Below are 17,936 nucleotides of genomic sequence, written 5' to 3' on the forward strand. Positions count from 1 at the left end.
CGTCCTCAGCGTTTGCTGCGACGCTTCGCAACGCCCAGCAAGGCGATACCAGCGAGCAGCATGCCCCAGGTCTCCGGTTCCGGCACAGGGGCCAGCGCGGTGTAAATGGTCAGCGACGGATTACTCATAATGATCTTGGAATACCCTGCAATCCTGTGTTCGTCACCCATTTCCCCCCAGTCCCACCAGCGCCCGTAGGTTGCATACGCCCCGGCGAAGGTGCCGAAATCGAGCCTGGTGGCATGGTCGATCGACAGGCCCTGGACGCTCGACTCAAACAAGGTGGAAGCGGTGACATCGTTGATTTCTTTGACGACCGTGCCGCCTTTTCCATCCGGCAGATAAATGGTGGCCCTATTATTAGCGCTGCCTGGCACCCAGCTACTGTTCGCTTCAGGCGGCTTTACCGGGACTTTCAGGATGCCCGACACGGATGCCGAGATGGAGTAACCGGTAATGACATAGCCTGCGGCGGGCGTGAGCATCATCGAGAGCCGATATTCGCTCACGGTTGGCAAGGTATCACCCGCCTCATCATTGTGCACCGTTTGCCATTTATCCGTCGTCACCGTGACAGCACCGCCTTGGTTGCTCAAGACGTGCAACGTGACCGGGTTGTTGGGCCAGCTCGAGTCGGGAACGTCATAGATCGAGGTGAGATCGAGCGTACTCGTGTGAACATCAGGGATTGCTGCATACGACAGGAGCGGCGTCGCCAAGGCGAGCGCGGCAAGAACTTTTTGCATGAGTATTCTCCAGAGATTGAACCAATGATCCAGGCTTGGATCATTCGAAATCTTATTATATAGATATTTATTATTTAATATCTATAATGTCAACTCCGGGATAGGGGATTTTGCAATTCAGCGCGCTTACTTCAACCACCCACGGCGGCGGAAGTACCAGAACGGGGCGATGGCGCTGGTGATCATCAGCACGATGGCAAACGGGTAGCCCAGCTGCCATTCCAGCTCCGGCAGCCACTTGAAGTTCATGCCGTAGATCGAGGCGATCAGGGTCGGCGGCAGGAAGGCCACGCTGGCCACCGAGAAGATCTTGATGATCTTGTTCTGGTTGATGTTGATGAAGCCGACCGTGGCGTCCATCAGGAAGTTGATCTTGTCGAACAAGAAGGACGTGTGGCCGTCCAGCGATTCGATATCCCGCAGAATCTGGCGCGCTTCCTCGAACTGCTCCGAATTCAACAGCCGCCCGCGCATCAGGAAGCTGACCGCGCGCCGCGTGTCCATCATGTTGCGGCGGATGCGGCCGTTCAAGTCCTCCTCGTGCGCGATGGCGTTCAGCGCGGCGGCCGCGTCCTGGTCGGTGAACTCTTCCTGCAGCACCCGTCCACTCACCTCTTCCAGCTTCTGATAGATGCCCTCCAGCGCGTCGGCCGAGTATTCGGCGTCGGTCGCGTACAGGTCCAGCAGCACGTCCATGTAGTCGGCGATCGAGCCCGGCCGCGAGCGCGCGCGCATGCGCACCAGGCGGAACACCGGCAGGTCGTCGGTGTGCACCGAGAACAGCATCTTGCGCGCCAGGATGAAGGCCACCGTAACGATGCGCGACGGGCCGTCCTCTTCCTCCAGCAAGAAGTCGGTGCGCAGGTGCAGGTCGCCGTTCTCCGCCTCGTAGTAGCGGGCCGACGCCTCGATGTCCTTGACCTCGTCCTCGCCCGGCAAGGTCACGCCGTAGATGGCCTTGACCCATGCGCGTTCGTCGTCCGTCGGGTCGGTCAGATCGACCCAAACAGGCTCGACCTTTTCCAGGTCTTCGCGACTGTCGATGGGAACCTGGTTGAGCCGGCCATTCTGGAGAACGAAAACATTAATCATGGGTACGTGAGCCTTCTGGAAACAGCGCAAGTGTACCCGCAAAGCCCCCGCCGAGGCCAGCCTGCCATGCGCTATTTCAGCCTAGCGGGTCGCTTTTTCTATCATTTTGTCGGTGGCCGACTGCGGGGCCGCGTCCACCGGGTCCGGCTTGGGCACTTTGGGCGCTTCGATGCCGCGCGTGTCGATGGCCTTGACCACTTTGCCGTCCTTGCAGTCGACGTCCGACAGCACGGTCTTGCCGTCGATGACGCACTTGCGCAGCACGCCGGCCGGCGCCGCCGGCACGGCAAGCACCGCCGAAGCCGAGGCGGAGGCCGAAGCCGGCGCCTTGTCGGTCAGCTTGCCCAGCCCTTCGGCGAAGAAGTTGCGCTCGTGGCGGGCCGACATCAGCAACGCCATCGCGATCGCCGCCAACGAAGCCATGATGATGGCCACCTGTATCAAACCGAGTCCACGCTGCTTGTGCAACATCGCTGCCTCCTAGGGTAGTTCCGCCGATCCCATGCGGCGCAGGATCACGCCGGTGCGCCGCGCCAGATAGCCCGAATCGCGGTGCTTATCGAAGAAGCGCGGATTGGGCAGCATCACCGCCAGCTTGGCCGCCTGGGCCGCGCCCAGGTTGGCCGCGCTGACGCCATAATAATGCCGCGCTGCCGCCTCGGCGCCAAAGGTGCCGGTGCCGAACTCCACCACGTTCAGGTAGATCTCGAAGATGCGTTCCTTGTCCATCAAGGTTTCCAGCATGTAGGTGATGATCAGTTCCTGGCCCTTGCGCACATAGCTGCGCGAGCCCGACAGGAACAGATTCTTGGCCAGCTGCTGGGTGATGGTCGATCCGCCCGACACCACCTTGTGTTTCTTGTTGTTCTTCTCGTAGGCCTTTTGCAGCGCGTCCCAGTCGACGCCCTCGTGCTCGGAGAAGTTGGCGTCCTCGGAGGCGATGATGGCGCGCTTGAGGTTGGTCGAGATGCGGTTGTACGGTACCCACACCTGCTGGATGTTGGCGTTGGGGTTCTTCTCGCGCAGCGCCGACTGCTGCTCGCGCATGAAGCTGGTCATCGACGGGTTATGGTCGACCCACCACCAGATCTGCAGGAAGAAGTACAGCTGCACCACCAGGAACAGCAGCACCGGCAGGATGAAGACCCACTTCACCCAGCGCCATTTGCCCGCTTTGGCCGCGCTCACAGTTTGGCCCGCAGCGTTTGCAGCACGTCGGCCGTGGCCGGCTGCACGCCGCGCCACAGGCTGAACGCCTCGGCGGCCTGCTCGACCAGCATGCCCAGGCCGTCACGCAAACGTGCGCCGTGCTGGCCGGCGAACTGCAAGAATACCGTGGGGGAGGCTCCGTACATCATGTCCAAAGCAAGCGCGCCCGGCGCGAACACCGATGGCGACACCGGCGGCAGCTCCGCGCTCAGGCTGGCCGAGGTGGCGTTGATGACGATGTCGAACGCGCCCTCGATGTCGCTGTAACCGCAGGCCGACACCACACCCTCGCCGCCCAGCGCGGCGAACTGTTCCGCCAGCGCCTCGGCCGTGGCCACGGTGCGGTTGGCGATGACCAGCTGCGCCGGGCGATGCTCCAGTATTGGCAGCACCACGCCGCGCGCCGCGCCGCCCGCGCCCAGCAGCAATACGCGCTTGCCGGTGATGGGCACGCCGGCGTTGTTGACGATGTCGGCCACCAGTCCCGCGCCGTCGGTGTTGTCGCCAACGATGCCGTCCTCGGTGAAGTGCAGCGTGTTGACGGCGCCGGCCGCGCGCGCGCGGATGGTCAGCGCCTGCGCCACCTTCACCGCGTCCAGCTTGAAGGGAACGGTGACGTTGGCCCCAAGGCCGCCCTCGGCAATGAAGGCGTGCACGGCGGCGGCGAAGCCGTCCACCGGCGCCAGCCGTTTTTCATAGATCAGTTGCTGCCCCGTCTGGGCCGCGAACGCGGCGTGGATCTCGGGCGATTTGCTATGGGCAATCGGATTGCCGAATACGCAGTAGCGGTCCATCAACGTCCTCCGCCGCTCAGGTCGGCTTGTAGTTTGTCTTCGCGGGTGAATTTGAATGTCGTGACGATCACCCACAGATCGTCCTTGTCGCTCGACAGCATGTTGGGCGGGAACTTGCCGAACGGCGCGGCGCGCCGCACGATGTTCATGGCCGCGTCGTCCAGCGCCGGGTTGCCGGAGCTGCGGTCGACCTTGATGCCGCCATCCTTCTCGTAGATCGTCCCGTCCTGGAACACCGGGATCGACAGCACCAGCTGGCCGTACAGCTTGCGGCCGTTCTGCTGCGGGAAGTTCAGCGTGCCGATGTCTTCGATGCGCTTCTGGATCGCTTTGTAGTACATCGCGTAGCCCACCCCGCGCGTGCTCGGCGTGATGAAGGTCTTCTTCGGACGCTTGTTCTGGTCCTCGATGGTCTCGCTGATCTCGGCGGCGCGGCGGGCGATGGCCTTGCTCGACTCCATCAGATCGGCGCCGGTCGACAGCGGATCGGGCTTGGTCTTTTCCGTCACCGGCGGCGCGGTGAACGGCGTCAGCTTGGACGCCTGCGTCAGCAGGTTTCTTTGCTGCTCCTCCAGCTCGGCGATGCGGCGCTTGGCGGCCTTGATGCTGTCGCCCGTTTCCATCTTGCGCATGTCGGGCATGGGCGACTTGGAGCGGCCCTTGTCGACGGTGCCGCCGCCGTCCAGGTTGGCCTGGGCCAGCGCGTCGGCCTTCAGCGGCGCCTTGCTGTGCTTGGCGTTGACCAGGATGACTTCCAGCCCCGGATCGGTGGCCTGCACCGGCGCCGGCCTGGGCGCGACAAAGTGCACCGCGAGCAAGGCGCCATGCGCCATCAGCGACAAGCCGATGGCGAGGTACAGCAGGCGATTTTCTTGGAAAGACTTCACGCGGGGCCGGGGTAGAAAAGTTAGGGCTGATTTTACGTCAAAGCAAGCGCGGGGCTGCGGGTTTTATTCCGCCGCCGGCGCCTCCGCGGCGGCCTCTACCGCCACTTCCGGCGCATCGACCGCCTCCTCCGGCGCTTCCTCGTCCTCGTAGTCCAGCTCGGCATCGGCGGCCACCGTGTCGGTGGTCGGGATTTCCAGGATGCGCGCTTCGATGGTCAGGTCCACCTCGTCCCAGCGCAGGATGTCGAGCTTGACCTGCGCGCCGCGCGCCACCTGCGGCATGCCCGGCAGGCGGATGATCAGCGGAATGTCGACCAGGCGCAGCACCTCGTCCTTGAGCACCACGGCCTCGACCTGGCGCGCCTCCTGCTGGCCCAGCCAGCGCAAGCACCAGTAGCGTTCCATGTTCGACTGGTGGTCGCCATACGCCGCGTACGCCGCGTCGAACTGCGACACGATGGCGAACAGGTTGGCGTCCTTGTGCTTGAAGTGCGCCACCAGCGGCGCGGTCACGCCGTGCTCGGCGCAGGCCAGGATCTGCCACTGGTTGACCAGGTCGGTATAGCGGCGCAGCGGCGAGGTGCTCCACGCATACTGGTCCACGCCCAGGCCCTGGTGCGGCGCCGCATGGGTCAACATGCGCACCTGCATCTTGGCGGCCCAGCCGCCCACGCCCTGGCCCTGGCTGCGGTAGATGCCCGGCACGCCGTGGTCGTGCATCAGCTTGCCCCAGGTGCTGTTGGCGAAGATCATCAGCTCGGCCACGATCTTGTCCAGCGGCGCGCCGCGCTTGCGGCGGCTGACCGTGACCACGTCGTCCTCGACGTAGAAGTTGAAGTCCACGCGGTTGTTCTGTTCCGGCTTCAGGCCGAAGCCTTCGCGCTTGACCATGCGCGCCGCCTCCAGCACCTGCGCCCATTTCCAGATCAGGCCCAGCGATTCCTTGTGCGGATAGTCGCCCGCGCCGCTAGCCAGCGTTTCCTCGTTGACCAGGTCGTCGAGGTCGTTGTGGCGCAGGTTGTTTGCGATCGGCACCATCTCGGCGCGGGTCTCGGTGGCCAGCACCGACCAGTCGGCCGGGTTCAGGGTGGCGTATAGCGACAGCGCCGGGCAGGTCTTGCCCTCGGCCAGCGTGAACGCTTCGACGATGGAATCCGGCAGCATGGTGATCTTATCGCCGGGCATGTAGACGGTGGACATGCGCGCGCGCGCCATCTTGTCGACCGCGTCGTCCGGCTGTATGCCCAGGCCCGGCGCGGCGATGTGGATGCCGATCCTGACGTTGCCGTCATCGAGTTTGGTGACGGAGAAGGCGTCGTCGATCTCGGTGGTGGTGACGTCGTCGATGGAGAACGCTTGCACGTTGGCCAGCGGCAGATTGGTCGGCGGCACCGGCACCGGCACGTCCGGGAAGCCGGCGCCGCGCGGGAAGTTCTCGAACAGGAACTTGGCCATGTGCAGCGCCTTGGGCGAGGCGATGCCGCCGGCCGCCAGCATCAAGCGCTGCGGATTGGTGTGCAGCTCGTTGCAGGCCGCCTCCAGCGCCTTGTATTCGATGGAATTCTTGTCCGGCTTGAACAGCAGCTGCGTGACGATGTTCTGCATCGAGGCCGGCAGCTTGTTGGCCTTGAGCTCCTCGACGTACGCGGCCTGCACCAGCGCCTGCTGTTTCTTCTTCTCGATGCCGGCCTGGGCCGCGCGCAGCGATTGCTCGGGCGCGGCCTTGTAGCGGCCACGGCCCTTCTTGTAGAAGTAGATCGGCGCCGAGTGCAGGCTCAGGATCAGGCCGGCGGCTTCGGCCGGCAGCGGCGCGTGGCCGAAGTACTCGGCGCCGAGCTCGGCGAATCCGAACTCCTCCTCGCCCGCCACTTCCCACAGGAAGTCGAGGTCGATGTCGGCCGCGACCGCCTTGGCCTGCTCCATCAAATCCGTCGGCGACGGCTTCTCGTACTGCAGCAGCACGTCCTTGATCTTGACCTTGGTGCGCTTGCCGCTGGCCATTTCAACCTGGTAGGCCTCGCCGGCTTGCGACATCATGGAGCCGACCTTGAAATCGCCGGATTCTTCGAAAAATAGATTCATTGCTAGCTTCTGTTCGTTGTTATTAGTTTCAATTCCAGTACGGAGGGCAAAAACACTTCCGTCACCAGCAGGGTACCTTGACGGCGCCGATATAGACAGCGCCGCGCGTAGAGTATGTGCTCTTGCGGGCAATCCAGCCCCAGCGCCCGGCGCGCGCGCAGCGCCAGGGGATGCCCTTCCCGCAATCTTGCAAATTCCAAAACACCGCGCCGCACTTGCGGGTCGCCGAACAGGGTCGTGCCCAGCGAGCGCTCGCCCAGCGCGCTGAACAAGGGCCAGTCCGCCGCCGTGGCCGACATCGGCACCACCGTGTGCGCGAACACCGCAGGCGTATTATCACACCGCAGCAGCACTTCCCTCTCCCAGACGCGGCCCGGCCGGTGCATGCCGATCGCGGCCGCCTCGTCGCTCAGGCAGCGCGCCGTGCTCTGGTGCAGGCACTGCACGCGGAAGGCGCGGCTGTGCGCCTTGAGCTTGGCGGTCAGCGAACCGTCGGCGGTCAGCCACTGGCGGTAGCCCGGCGGCGCGTTCAGCGCCAGCACGTGCGGCTGCCATTGCGTCTGCCGCAACGATGCGCCGCGAATTGCCGCCGTCACCGATGCGCCTCGATACCGCAAAACTCCAGCACAGACTCCACATAGTCGGGGAACTCGGAAATGCCGTGGTCGCTGCCCTCGATCACGATCTGGCGCGCGCCCGCATAGTGCGCCACCATGTCGCGATAGTCCAGCACTTCGTCGCCGGTGGCGGCGATCAGCAAGTAGCGCTCCTGGCGCGTGACCGGGTTGACGGCCAGGGCGCGCAACTCGTCGATGTATTCCCGCTTGAACTCGAACGGCTCGTCGGAATGGAATTGCGTGGTCACGCCGACGTGCTGGTCCAGGTCCTTGAGCGGCACGATGGCCGGATTGAGCAGCACAGCTCGAACTGGGCAGCCGATGCGCTCGGCCAGCCAGGTGGCGTAGTAGCCGCCCAGCGAGGAACCGACGATGGCCAGCTCGGCGGCCGGCACGCCTTCTATTAAGGAGAGCGCCAATTCCATCGCCAGTTTCGGCGAGGCCGGCAGCTGCGGGCAGATGAACTGGTCCGACAGGCCCAGCGCCGCCATGCGCTCGCCCATCACGCGCGCCTTCATCGATTTCGGCGACGAGCGGAATCCGTGCAGATAGAGAATCATCGCGCCAGCGCTTCCAGTATCTTGTTGTGCACGCCGCCGAAGCCGCCGTTGCTCATCACCAGGATCTGGTCGCCCGGCCGCGCGGCCTGGACGATGGCGGCCACCAGCGCGTCGATGTCTTCATAGGCGCTGGCGAGCTGGCCCAGCGGCGCCAGCGCGTCGCCCAGGCTCCAGCCCAGCGACTTCTGGCTGCCGTAGCCGAACACCAGGTCGGCGTCGGACAGGCTGCCCGGCAGCGCATCCTTCATGGCGCCCAGCTTCATGGTGTTGGAGCGCGGCTCCAGCACGGCCAGGATGCGGGTCTCCGCCTTGGCGGGGCCGGCACTATTGAGTTTTTGCCTCAGGCCGCCGACGGTGGTGGCGATGGCGGTCGGATGGTGGGCGAAATCGTCATAAACAGTAATATCGTTTACCACGCCGCGCACTTCCATACGGCGCTTGACGTTCTCGAAGGTGGCCAGCGACTTGGCCGCCTGCGCCACCGGCACGCCGACGTGGCGGGCGGCGGCGATCGCGGCCAGCGCGTTGGCGCGGTTGTGCTTGCCCGTGAGCGACCACTGCACATGGCCGGCCGTTTCGCCGCCGAAGATCACGTCGAAGCTGCCGTCATCGTATTCCTTCATCGCCCAATCGGCGCCCTCGGCGCCGCCGAAGCCTTCCTTCTCGCTCCAGCAGCCGCGCTTGAGCACGCGCTGCAGCGAGGCTTCGTCGGCGTTGTAGATGACCCGGCCGATGCCCGGCACGGTGCGCACCAGGTGATGGAATTGGGTTTCGATCGCGCCCAGATCGGGGAAGATGTCGGCGTGATCGTATTCAAGGTTGTTCAGGATGGCGGTCTTGGCGTGGTAGTGCACGAACTTGCTGCGCTTGTCAAAGAAGGCGGTGTCGTACTCGTCGGCCTCGATGACGAAGAAGATCGAGTCCTTGTCGCCTTGCATGCGGGCCGAGACGCCAAAGTTCATCGGCACGCCGCCGATCAGGAAGCCGGGCGCGTAGCCGGCGTCCTCCAGTATCCAGGTCAGCATGGCCGAGGTGGTGGTCTTGCCATGCGTGCCGGCCACGGCCAGCACCCATTTGTCTTTTAATATGTGGTCGCCGATCCACTGCGGGCCGGAGACGAAGGGCAGGCCGCGGTTCATGATCTCCTCGATCAGCGGATTGCCGCGCGAAACCACGTTGCCGATCACGTACAGGTCGGGGTTGAGCTGCACCTGCTCCGGGCCGAAGCCCTGTATCAGTGCTATGCCCTGGGCTTCCAGCTGGGTGCTCATCGGGGGATAGACGTTGGCATCGCAGCCGGTGACGCGGTGGCCGGCTTCTTTTGCCAGGACGGCCAGGCCGCCCATGAAGGTGCCGCAAATGCCGAGTATATGAATATGCATGGTGATCAAGACGACGATTGAATACGGGATTTTACCCGACCTGACGCCCTTTTCCCGGTTCGGAGTATTATCTCGTCCATGACGTCCAATGCCACCGAAGAAGTCCTGCTGCTGCGCGCGGAGATCGCCGCGGCCGCCGCGCGCCTGATCGCCCAGGACGGCCACGACTACAACAGCGCCAAGCGCAAGGCCGCCAAGCAGATCCTCGGCGACACCCAGCCGCCGCTCAACCTGTTGCCGGACAACGCCCAGATCGAGGCGGAAGTGCGGATCTACCAGTCGCTGTTCCATGCCGACACCCAGCCGGCGCGCCTGTTCCGGCTGCGCACGCTGGCGGTCGACATCATGGAGGGCCTGTCCGCCTTCCAGCCCTACCTGACCGGCGCCGTGCTGAACGGCACGGCCGGCCCGCACGACGACATCCACCTGCAATTGTTCGCCGACAGCGCCAAGGAGGTGGAAATCTTCCTGCTGAACCGCAACCTGCAGATCGACATCTCCGAAACCCCGCACTTCAAGGGCCCGCGCCACGGCTCGGTCGAGACGGTGAGCTTCATGTGGCACAAGGAAGGCGTGCACGCTGCTTTATATGAGCTGGACGACCTGCGCGGCGCCGTCAAGACCCGCGCCGACGGCAAATTGCTGCGCGCCGATCTCGCCACCGTGCGCGCCCTACTAGTTAACAGCACCCACGAAAAACCAGACCCATCCATATCATGAATCAAAAACATCTCGCCGCCTACGTCGTTGTCGCTTTGCTATTCGCCGCCTCCGGCGCCTATGTTGGCACGCATAAAAAAGACCAGGCATCGCCCATCGCCACCACCCAGCCGGCCGGCATCACCGGCCCGGTGAACGACTTATATAAGCAGACCCTGCCGGACGCGAAAGGCGTCGCGCAGCCGCTGGCCCAATATAAAGGCAAGGCCATGCTGGTCAATTTCTGGGCCCCGTGGTGCGGCCCCTGCGTGCAGGAGATGCCGGAGCTGTCGGCGCTGGCCGCCGGAGAAGAGGGTAAGAAGCTGCAAGTTATCGGAATTGGTATTGATTCGGCAACAAATATCGCCGAATTTAACGACAAGTTCAAAATCACCTATCCAGTCTTCGTGGCCGGCATGGCCGGCACCGACCTCTCGCGCGCCTTCGGCAACGGCGCCGGCGGGCTTCCGTACACGGTGCTGATCGGCGCCGACGGCCAGGTCAAGAAGACCTATCTGGGCCGCCTGAAGTTTGACGAGCTGCGCAAGGACCTGGCAACTCTGTAAATAGTTTTACAAGTTTTTTTCTCTTGCCAATGCCGGCAGTTGGCGGCAAAATGCGGAACTTTCGCGGAAAACGGTCCTGAACCCATGGCAAAAAACCTCCTACTGCTCAACGGCCCCAACCTGAATTTGCTGGGTAGCCGCGAGCCTGAGGTCTACGGCGCTAGCACTTTGGCCGACATCGAACACGCAGCCCAGGCGCAAGCCCAGGCGGCGGGCGCGAGCTTGTCCTGCTTTCAGAGCAACCACGAAGGGGCGCTGATCGACCGCATCCATGCCGCCCGCGCGGAAGGCGTGGACGCCATCGTCATCAACCCGGGCGGCCTGACCCACACCAGCGTGGCCTTGCGCGACGCTTTGGCGGGGGTGGCGATACCGTTTGTTGAAGTGCATATTTCGAATATTTACCAGCGCGAGACGTTTCGCCACCACTCATTTCTTAGCGCGATCGCCATAGGTACTATTTGCGGACTGGGTATCGAAGGATATCGGTTTGCCATCGACTTCGTCCTTAAAAGGCGATAATCTACGCGATCTGCGCGCAATTTCGCGCGGTTCCGCCCACAAGGCGCACCGCTCACACTTACATAACAAAGACACATTCCTGGGGGTTACATGGATTTACGCAAGCTGAAGACCTTGATTGATCTGGTCGCAGAATCGGACATCGCCGAACTCGAAGTGACCGAAGGCGAGAGCAAAGTACGCATCGTCAAGTCGTCCGCCATGCCGCAAAACCAGATGGTGATGATGCAGCCGCAAGGCATGCCGCAGTACTACGCCGGCCCGGCGCATGCGCCGGGCGCCCATGCTCCCGCACCGGCCGCGGCCGCCGCTCCGGTCGCAGCAGTGGCCGCCGAGCCGACCGGCCACGTGGTCAAGTCGCCGATGGTCGGCACCTTCTACCGTTCGTCCGCGCCCGGCTCGCCTGCGTATGTCGAAGTGGGCGCCACCGTCAAGGAAGGCGACACCCTGTGCATCATCGAAGCGATGAAGCTGCTCAATGAAATCGACGCCGACAAGTCCGGCACGATCACCCAGATCCTGGTCGAGAACGGCCAACCGGTCGAGTTCGGCCAGCCGCTGTTTGTGATAGGCTAAGACCGGCCTGCGCCCTCCCCATCGGTGACGGGCGCGCCGGCTTGGTCCGCATTCCCTCCTCTACCTGACGTTACCGGCCCGCCGGTGCTCACAGACATACGCGAACCTATCATGTTTGAAAAAATCCTCATCGCCAACCGCGGCGAAATTGCCCTCCGTATCCAGCGCGCTTGCCGCGAAATGGGCATCAAAACGGTTGTGGTCCACTCGGAAGCAGACAAAGACGCCAAATACGTGAAGTTGGCGGATGAATCGGTGTGCATCGGTCCCGCGCCTTCGACGCTCAGCTACCTGAACATGCCCGCCATCATCAGCGCCGCCGAAGTGACGGACGCCGAAGCGATCCACCCCGGCTACGGCTTCCTGTCGGAAAACGCCGACTTCGCCGAGCGCGTGGAAAAATCCGGCTTCGTCTTCATCGGCCCCCGCTCCGACTCGATCCGCCTGATGGGCGACAAGGTCTCGGCCAAGCAGACCATGATCAAGGCCGGCGTGCCCTGCGTGCCCGGTTCGGACGGCGCGCTGCCGGACGATCCGAAGGCCATCGTGCAGATCGCGCGCAAGGTCGGCTATCCGGTCATCATCAAGGCGGCCGGCGGCGGCGGCGGGCGCGGCATGCGCGTGGTGCACACCGAAGCGGCGCTGATCAACGCCGTGGCCATGACCAAGACCGAGGCGGGCACCGCCTTCGGCAACCCGGAAGTCTATATGGAGAAGTATCTGGAAAATCCGCGCCACGTGGAAATCCAGATCCTGGCCGACGAACACAAGAACGCCGTCTGGCTGGGCGAACGCGACTGCTCGATGCAGCGCCGCCACCAGAAGGTCATCGAAGAGGCGCCGGCGCCGGGCATCCCGCGCAAGCTGATCGAGAAGATCGGCGACCGTTGCGCCGAGGCCTGCCGCAAGATCGGCTACCGTGGCGCCGGCACCTTCGAGTTCCTGTACGAGAACGGCGAGTTCTACTTCATCGAGATGAACACCCGCGTGCAGGTGGAACACCCGGTCACCGAAATGATCACCGGCATCGACATCGTGCAGGAGCAGATCCGCATCGCCGCCGGCGAGAAGCTGCGCTTCCGCCAGCGCGACGTGATGCTGTCCGGCCACGCCATCGAGTGCCGCATCAACGCCGAGGACCCGTTCAAGTTCACGCCGTCGCCAGGGCGCATCACCTCCTGGCACGTGCCGGGCGGCCCCGGCGTGCGCGTCGACTCGCACGCCTACGCGGGTTATTATGTACCGCCGCACTACGATTCGATGATCGGCAAGGTGATCTCCTACGGCGCCACCCGCGAGCAGGCGATCCGCCGCATGCAGATCGCGCTGTCGGAAATGGTGGTCGAGGGGATTTCGACCAACATCCCGCTGCACCGCGAGCTGATGGTCGACGCCCGCTTCATCGAGGGCGGCACCAACATCCACTATCTGGAGCAGAAACTGGCGGACATGCCGGACCTGCATAAACTGAGTTTGAGTAACAAGGCGCCACAATAATGAGCTGGACTGAAATCGTCATCGAAATCGCCCGCGACCACGCGGAAGCACTGTCGGAAGCCCTGATGGACGTGGGCGCGCTGTCGGTGTCCGTGGAAGACGCGGACGAAGGCACCGACGCGGAAAAACCGCTGTTCGGCGAGCCGGGCATGGAGCCTGCCGAGGCGGCATGGGAACACAGCCGCGTGGTGGCCCTGACCAACGAAGATGACGACCAGGCCGTGATCGTGGCGGCCGCGGCCGGCCAGATCGGTCTGGAGACGCTGCCCAAGTTCACCACCCGCAAGGTGGAGGAGCAGGACTGGGTGCGTCTGACGCAGTCGCAGTTCGCGCCCATCCACATCGGCAAGAACATCTGGGTCGTGCCGAGCTGGCACGAGGCGCCGGACGCCAACGGCCTGATCCTGGAACTGGATCCGGGCCTGGCCTTCGGCACCGGCTCGCATCCGACCACCCGGCTGTGCATGGAGTGGCTGGAGGCGAACCCGGCGCCGGGCAAGACCGTGCTCGACTACGGCTGCGGCTCCGGCATCCTGGCCATGGTGGCCAAGAAGGTCGGCGCGGGCGAAGTGGTCGGCGTGGACATCGATCCGCAGGCGATCGAGTCGGCGGCCGACAACGCGCAGCGCAACAAGTGCGAGATCGAGTACTTCCTGCCGGACAGCTTCGCGCAGTCCAAGCACGCGACCCAGCGTTTCGACATCGTGGTCGCCAACATCCTGTCGAGCCCGCTCAAGCTGATGGCGCCGATGCTGTCGGGCCGCGTGGCCGACGGCGGCGCGCTGATCCTGTCGGGCGTGCTGGCGCGCCAGGCCGAGGAAGTGGCGGCCGCGTACGCGCCGTTCATCAAGCTGGGCGTCTGGGCCGAGCAGGACGGCTGGGTGGCCCTGCATGGCCGCCTCGGCAGCGACGTGGTTCCAGCGGCGCGCTAACCACAGCAATGGCGCTCGCCACCAAATGCCCCCATTGCAACACGATATTTCGGGTCGCCCATGACCAGTTGAAATTACGTGGGGGCATAGTGCGCTGTGGCTCCTGCAACGAAGTCTTCGATGGCAACGCGGCCCTGCTGGAGCCGCTTGCCGCACCAGCCGCCGCGCCTGTCCCCTCCCCCGCCCCGCTGCCTGAACCCACGCCCTTCGACCAGAAGATGGCCGCGCTCGATACCCGCGCCGCCGAAGTGCTGGGCGGCGACACCGCCGAACCGATCTACACGCTGGAACTGGACGCCGCGCTCGACACGGCCGAGGCCGAGGCGCACGCGGCCGAGCCCGAGCCTGATGGCCGGCGCTACAGCGTCGAACCCGAGCCGGATGACCAGCGCAACGGCGACGGACCCGAGCCCGACGGCCAGCACAACGGCGACGAATCCGAGCCCGACGGCCAACGCTTTGACGACGAGCCGATCGCTGCCACCGCGCTCGCGCTGCCAGCCGAGCCTGCCAGCCTGCCGCCCGCCGTGGAGGAAGCGCTGGATCTCGACCTCGATGTCGACGTTGAGCCCGAGCCTGCCCCCGAGCTGGAACCAGAGCCCGCACCTGAGCTCACATCCGCATTCGAACCCGAGCCCGTAACCGAGCCCGAACCGGCCACCGCCGCCGAACCGCAGTGGAAGGTCGACGCCATCGACACATCATCGGCCGCCGAACCGGAAACCGACGCCGAGCCGTTCGAAGACGCGCTCAGCATCGAAGCGATGTCGGACGAGGAACTGGAAGCCGCGCTGGCCGCCGAGCTGGCCGTGATGGAACAGAGCATCGCCGCGCCGAGCGAAGCCGAGCCGGCGCCCGGCGACGACACCTTCACGTCCATCGCCGCCGACGCGCGCCGCGAGCCGACGCTGGACGACACGCCGGCCGCCGCCATCGCCCCGGCCCCCAGCCTGGCCGAACGCTTCAATGAACTCGAGGAGGTCGACGAAGAGGCGCTGGTGCAGCTGTCGTCGGCCGGCCTGGCCGAAGCGCAGTCCGCCCGCGCCCACGCGCACCTGCTGGGCGAGCCGGCGGCCGACGGGGCAAGCGAAACCGACGACACGACCGAAGCCGAAGAACCCGGCTTCATCAAGCGCGAGCGCCGCCGCCAGAAGTTCGGCAAGGCCGCGACCGTGGCCATGAGCCTGGGCTCGCTACTGCTGGTGGCGGGCCTGGCCGCGCAGGGCCTGACCACCTTCCGCAACCAGATCGCCGCCGCGCTGCCGCCGCTCAAGCCGGCGCTGACGGCCGCCTGCAACGCGCTCGGCTGCAAGATCGAGCTGCCGGCGCAGATCGACGACCTCGGCATCGAGCAGGGCGAGCTGCAAACCCTGAGCGACACCACCTTCTCGTTCACCACCCAGCTGCGCAACCAGGGCAGCACCGCGCAAGCGTGGCCGCACATCGAACTGGTGCTGGACGACGCCAGCGACAAGGCCGTGCTGCGCCGCGTGTTCACGCCGCGCGAATACCTGGGCCCGGACGTGGCGCTGGACAAGGGCTTCGCGCCGCACACCGAACAATCGGTCAAACTGTATTTCGAACTAAGCCAGCTGAAAGCATCCGGCTATCACATCGCAGTCTTCTATCCTTAAAGACCTATCATGACCCACACTTCCCTGATTTGCGGTTCGATCGCGATCGACACCATCCTGCAATTCCCCGGCCGCTTCGACAGCATCCTGCTGGCCGACCAGCTGCACAAGGTCAACGTCTCCTTCCTGGCGCCGACCATGCGCACCGAGTTCGGCGGCTGCGCGCCCAACATCGCCTACAACCTCAAGCTGCTGGGCGGCGACCCGCGCATCGTCGGCGTCATGGGCCAGGACAACGCCGCCTACATGGAGCGCTTCCGCAAGCTGGGCCTGTCCACCGACAACATCCTGATCAAGCCGGAAGCCTACAACGCCCAGTGCTTCGTCACCGCCGACGAGGACAACAACCAGATCAACGCCTTCCACCCGGGCGCCATGTCGTACGCGCACGAGAACGACATCGCCAAGGCCGGCCCGGCCGCGATCGCCATCATCTCGCCGGACGGCCACCTGGGCATGCAGAAGCACGCGGCCGACCTGGCCAGGCTGCAGATCCCGTTCATCTTCGATCCGGGCCAGCAGCTGCCGATGTTCAACGGCGACGAGCTGATCGCCTTCATCGACAAGGCCACCTACGTCACCACCAACGACTACGAGATCGAACTGCTGATGGACCGCACCGGCCTGACCGTGCCGGACATCGCCAGCCGCCTGGAAGCGCTGATCGTCACGCGCGGCGAGAACGGCTCGGAGATTTACACCGGCGGCCAGCGCATCGAGATCCCGGCCGTGCCGGTGGCCGAGGCGGTGGACCCGACCGGCTGCGGCGACGCCTACCGCGCCGGCCTGCTGTTCGGCATCACCAACGGCTGGAAGTGGGAGACCACCGGCCGCCTGGCCAGCCTGCTGGGCGCGATCAAGATCGCCAGCAAGGGCGCGCAGAACCACAATCCGACCGCAGCCGAGATCGCCGACCGCTTCGAGGCCGCGTTCGGCTACCGCTACTAAGCCGCACGGCGCAAAAAAACCCCGTCTGCACTGAGCGCGATCTTGAGCGCGTTCAGGCCGACGGGGTTTTTTTATCTCAGGAGCTGGATCAGCGTCCGCTGAACAGCATGCCCAGCACCAGCAGCGCGATCTGCAGCAGGATCAGCGCCACCAGCAGCGACAGGTCCAGGTTGCCGACCAGCGGCACCACGCGGCGGATGGGCCGCAGCAGCGGCTCGTTGAGCGCGCGCACGAACGGCGCCAGCGGCGCATGCGGGTTCACCCAGCTGAAGATGGCCTCGACCACCAGCAGGGCCATGAAGCCGTACAAAATCCACTGCAGGAAACGCTGGCATGCCATCAGCAGCACCAGCGGCGTGGTCCAGCCGGCCAGGTACATCACCGAGGTGGCCAGCAGCACGATCAGGAAGGCGCCGATCAGGCTGGCCCAGTCGTAGCCGCCCACGCCGGGCACGATGCGGCGCAGCGGGCGCACCAGCCAGTCCGACAGCTGGAACGTGAATTGGGCCACCGATGCCGGTGGACGGACGCGGATCGCCTGCATCCAGAAACGCAACAGCAAAGCCCCGCCCAACAGGGTGGCGATGGCGTCGACAATCAACACGAGAATACTAAGCACGAGTCCCCTCCAAAAAAAAAGCCGCTGTGTGATTGTCTCACACAGCGGCCGGTTGCCTCAGCAGGCAGCCAAGCTATTTATTTAGCTTGGACGGGTGCTGGTTGGGAACGGCCATGCTGCGGCCGGTGCCAACACGGTTTTTGCTGCAGGAGCGGCGGCCGGAGCTGGAGCGGCTGGCTTGGCGACAGCTTCCTTCTTCGGAGCAGCGGCCTTCTTCGGCGCAGCTTTTTTCACAGCTGGTTTCGCGGCGGCTGCCACGACTGGCGCTGCGGCTGGTGCAGCGGCTGGAGCGGCTGCCGGTTTAGCGGCGGCTTTCTTAGCGACTGGCTTTTTAGCAGCTGGCTTGGCGGCTGCTTTAACCGGCTTTTTTGCTGCTGGCTTAGCCGCTGCCTTTGCAGCCGGTTTGGCTGCTGCTTTTACCGCTGGTTTTTTGGCGACAGCTTTTTTAGCTGCTGGCTTGGCGGCAGCTTTAGCTGCTGGCTTGGCTGCTGGTTTAGCGGCTGCTTTTTTTGCTGCTGGTTTGGCGGCTGCTTTTTTCGCTGCTGGCTTGGCTGCTGCCTTGGCGACGACTTTT

General features: G+C 64.5%; 19 protein-coding genes and 1 pseudogene. 8 read left to right on the forward strand and 12 right to left on the reverse strand.

Going from position 1 to position 17,936, the window contains the following annotated elements:
* Positions 1 to 5: 5 nt before the first annotated feature.
* The 10 genes from AC07WS_RS09335 to mpl all read right to left on the reverse strand — a co-directional run bounded on the left by AC07WS_RS09335 (position 6) and on the right by mpl (position 9,369).
* The gene (locus tag AC07WS_RS09335; protein ID WP_494728767.1) at positions 6 to 746 is read right to left on the reverse strand and encodes a PEP-CTERM sorting domain-containing protein; all 741 of its coding nucleotides are present in this window, start codon (positions 744 to 746) and stop codon (positions 6 to 8) included.
* 126 nt (positions 747 to 872) lie between these two features.
* Positions 873 to 1,838, reverse strand: a complete 966-nt coding sequence (corA, locus tag AC07WS_RS09340) for a magnesium/cobalt transporter CorA (RefSeq protein WP_494728768.1) — start codon at positions 1,836 to 1,838, stop codon at positions 873 to 875.
* Positions 1,839 to 1,919: 81 nt separating this feature from the next.
* Positions 1,920 to 2,309, reverse strand: a complete 390-nt coding sequence (locus AC07WS_RS09345; RefSeq protein WP_494728769.1) for a DUF4124 domain-containing protein — start codon at positions 2,307 to 2,309, stop codon at positions 1,920 to 1,922.
* Positions 2,310 to 2,318: 9 nt separating this feature from the next.
* Positions 2,319 to 3,026 carry a monofunctional biosynthetic peptidoglycan transglycosylase gene (mtgA, locus tag AC07WS_RS09350; RefSeq protein ID WP_494728770.1) on the reverse strand — a complete coding sequence of 236 codons (708 nt, stop codon included), beginning with the start codon at positions 3,024 to 3,026 and terminating at the stop codon, positions 2,319 to 2,321.
* On the reverse strand, positions 3,023 to 3,841 hold the full coding sequence (aroE, locus tag AC07WS_RS09355) for a shikimate dehydrogenase (RefSeq protein WP_494728771.1): 819 nt from the start codon (positions 3,839 to 3,841) through the stop codon (positions 3,023 to 3,025). The genes mtgA and aroE overlap by 4 nt, the downstream gene beginning before the upstream one ends.
* Positions 3,841 to 4,728 (reverse strand): TonB family protein, encoded by an 888-nt coding sequence (locus AC07WS_RS09360; RefSeq protein ID WP_494728772.1) that lies wholly within the window; start codon positions 4,726 to 4,728, stop codon positions 3,841 to 3,843. Before AC07WS_RS09360 ends, aroE begins: the two co-directional genes overlap by 1 nt.
* Before the next feature lie 63 nt (positions 4,729 to 4,791).
* Complete coding sequence (locus tag AC07WS_RS09365; RefSeq protein WP_494728773.1) at positions 4,792 to 6,810, reverse strand: ribonuclease catalytic domain-containing protein; 2,019 nt, start codon at positions 6,808 to 6,810, stop codon at positions 4,792 to 4,794.
* Between the two features lie 2 nt (positions 6,811 to 6,812).
* The gene (locus tag AC07WS_RS09370) at positions 6,813 to 7,406 is read right to left on the reverse strand and encodes a chorismate--pyruvate lyase family protein (RefSeq protein WP_494728774.1); all 594 of its coding nucleotides are present in this window, start codon (positions 7,404 to 7,406) and stop codon (positions 6,813 to 6,815) included.
* The gene (locus AC07WS_RS09375; protein WP_494728775.1) at positions 7,403 to 7,987 is read right to left on the reverse strand and encodes a YqiA/YcfP family alpha/beta fold hydrolase; all 585 of its coding nucleotides are present in this window, start codon (positions 7,985 to 7,987) and stop codon (positions 7,403 to 7,405) included. The genes AC07WS_RS09370 and AC07WS_RS09375 overlap by 4 nt, the downstream gene beginning before the upstream one ends.
* A complete protein-coding gene (gene mpl, locus AC07WS_RS09380; RefSeq protein ID WP_494728776.1) occupies positions 7,984 to 9,369 on the reverse strand; it encodes a UDP-N-acetylmuramate:L-alanyl-gamma-D-glutamyl-meso-diaminopimelate ligase in 1,386 nt (461 codons plus the stop codon). The genes AC07WS_RS09375 and mpl overlap by 4 nt, the downstream gene beginning before the upstream one ends.
* A gap of 78 nt (positions 9,370 to 9,447) precedes the next feature.
* On the opposite strand from mpl, the gene AC07WS_RS09385 reads away from it, so the two are divergent.
* The 8 genes from AC07WS_RS09385 to AC07WS_RS09420 all read left to right on the forward strand — a co-directional run bounded on the left by AC07WS_RS09385 (position 9,448) and on the right by AC07WS_RS09420 (position 16,743).
* A complete protein-coding gene (locus tag AC07WS_RS09385) occupies positions 9,448 to 10,089 on the forward strand; it encodes a hypothetical protein (RefSeq protein WP_494728777.1) in 642 nt (213 codons plus the stop codon).
* Positions 10,086 to 10,634, forward strand: a complete 549-nt coding sequence (locus AC07WS_RS09390; RefSeq protein WP_494728778.1) for a TlpA family protein disulfide reductase — start codon at positions 10,086 to 10,088, stop codon at positions 10,632 to 10,634. Before AC07WS_RS09385 ends, AC07WS_RS09390 begins: the two co-directional genes overlap by 4 nt.
* 84 nt (positions 10,635 to 10,718) lie before the next feature.
* Complete coding sequence (gene aroQ / locus AC07WS_RS09395) at positions 10,719 to 11,156, forward strand: type II 3-dehydroquinate dehydratase (RefSeq protein ID WP_117012069.1); 438 nt, start codon at positions 10,719 to 10,721, stop codon at positions 11,154 to 11,156.
* A gap of 90 nt (positions 11,157 to 11,246) precedes the next feature.
* A complete protein-coding gene (gene accB / locus AC07WS_RS09400) occupies positions 11,247 to 11,732 on the forward strand; it encodes an acetyl-CoA carboxylase biotin carboxyl carrier protein (protein WP_494728779.1) in 486 nt (161 codons plus the stop codon).
* 111 nt (positions 11,733 to 11,843) lie between these two features.
* The gene (gene accC, locus AC07WS_RS09405) at positions 11,844 to 13,229 is read left to right on the forward strand and encodes an acetyl-CoA carboxylase biotin carboxylase subunit (RefSeq protein WP_161089297.1); all 1,386 of its coding nucleotides are present in this window, start codon (positions 11,844 to 11,846) and stop codon (positions 13,227 to 13,229) included.
* A complete protein-coding gene (gene prmA / locus AC07WS_RS09410) occupies positions 13,229 to 14,161 on the forward strand; it encodes a 50S ribosomal protein L11 methyltransferase (protein ID WP_494728780.1) in 933 nt (310 codons plus the stop codon). Before accC ends, prmA begins: the two co-directional genes overlap by 1 nt.
* Before the next feature lie 8 nt (positions 14,162 to 14,169).
* Positions 14,170 to 15,795: a DUF3426 domain-containing protein gene (locus tag AC07WS_RS09415; protein ID WP_494728781.1), complete on the forward strand. Its 1,626-nt coding sequence runs from the start codon at positions 14,170 to 14,172 to the stop codon at positions 15,793 to 15,795.
* A 9-nt stretch (positions 15,796 to 15,804) separates the two neighbouring features.
* On the forward strand, positions 15,805 to 16,743 hold the full coding sequence (locus AC07WS_RS09420) for a carbohydrate kinase family protein (RefSeq protein ID WP_494728782.1): 939 nt from the start codon (positions 15,805 to 15,807) through the stop codon (positions 16,741 to 16,743).
* Positions 16,744 to 16,831: 88 nt separating this feature from the next.
* Here the strand turns inward: AC07WS_RS09420 and AC07WS_RS09425 are convergent, their stop codons facing one another.
* Both AC07WS_RS09425 and AC07WS_RS09430 read right to left on the reverse strand, forming a co-directional pair.
* Complete coding sequence (locus tag AC07WS_RS09425; RefSeq protein WP_441307084.1) at positions 16,832 to 17,362, reverse strand: YggT family protein; 531 nt, start codon at positions 17,360 to 17,362, stop codon at positions 16,832 to 16,834.
* A gap of 81 nt (positions 17,363 to 17,443) precedes the next feature.
* Positions 17,444 to 17,936 (reverse strand): annotated as a pseudogene (locus AC07WS_RS09430) (transcriptional regulator); the annotation flags it as partial.

The sequence above is a fragment of the Duganella sp. GW821-FHT01E12 genome, assembly GCF_059422325.1.

Excerpts from the sequence above, each read along its gene's own strand:
- AC07WS_RS09385 (WP_494728777.1), top strand. The coding sequence starts at position 9,448 with ATGACGTCCAATGCCACCGAAGAAGTCCTGCTGCTGCGCGCGGAGATC.
- accB (WP_494728779.1), top strand. The coding sequence starts at position 11,247 with ATGGATTTACGCAAGCTGAAGACCTTGATTGATCTGGTCGCAGAATCG.
- AC07WS_RS09365 (WP_494728773.1), bottom strand. The coding sequence starts at position 6,810 with ATGAATCTATTTTTCGAAGAATCCGGCGATTTCAAGGTCGGCTCCATG.
- corA (WP_494728768.1), bottom strand. The coding sequence starts at position 1,838 with ATGATTAATGTTTTCGTTCTCCAGAATGGCCGGCTCAACCAGGTTCCC.
- AC07WS_RS09375 (WP_494728775.1), bottom strand. The coding sequence starts at position 7,987 with ATGATTCTCTATCTGCACGGATTCCGCTCGTCGCCGAAATCGATGAAG.
- AC07WS_RS09420 (WP_494728782.1), top strand. The coding sequence starts at position 15,805 with ATGACCCACACTTCCCTGATTTGCGGTTCGATCGCGATCGACACCATC.
- aroQ (WP_117012069.1), top strand. The coding sequence starts at position 10,719 with ATGGCAAAAAACCTCCTACTGCTCAACGGCCCCAACCTGAATTTGCTG.
- AC07WS_RS09335 (WP_494728767.1), bottom strand. The coding sequence starts at position 746 with ATGCAAAAAGTTCTTGCCGCGCTCGCCTTGGCGACGCCGCTCCTGTCG.
- AC07WS_RS09415 (WP_494728781.1), top strand. The coding sequence starts at position 14,170 with ATGGCGCTCGCCACCAAATGCCCCCATTGCAACACGATATTTCGGGTC.
- AC07WS_RS09390 (WP_494728778.1), top strand. The coding sequence starts at position 10,086 with ATGAATCAAAAACATCTCGCCGCCTACGTCGTTGTCGCTTTGCTATTC.
- prmA (WP_494728780.1), top strand. The coding sequence starts at position 13,229 with ATGAGCTGGACTGAAATCGTCATCGAAATCGCCCGCGACCACGCGGAA.
- accC (WP_161089297.1), top strand. The coding sequence starts at position 11,844 with ATGTTTGAAAAAATCCTCATCGCCAACCGCGGCGAAATTGCCCTCCGT.
- AC07WS_RS09345 (WP_494728769.1), bottom strand. The coding sequence starts at position 2,309 with ATGTTGCACAAGCAGCGTGGACTCGGTTTGATACAGGTGGCCATCATC.
- aroE (WP_494728771.1), bottom strand. The coding sequence starts at position 3,841 with ATGGACCGCTACTGCGTATTCGGCAATCCGATTGCCCATAGCAAATCG.
- mpl (WP_494728776.1), bottom strand. The coding sequence starts at position 9,369 with ATGCATATTCATATACTCGGCATTTGCGGCACCTTCATGGGCGGCCTG.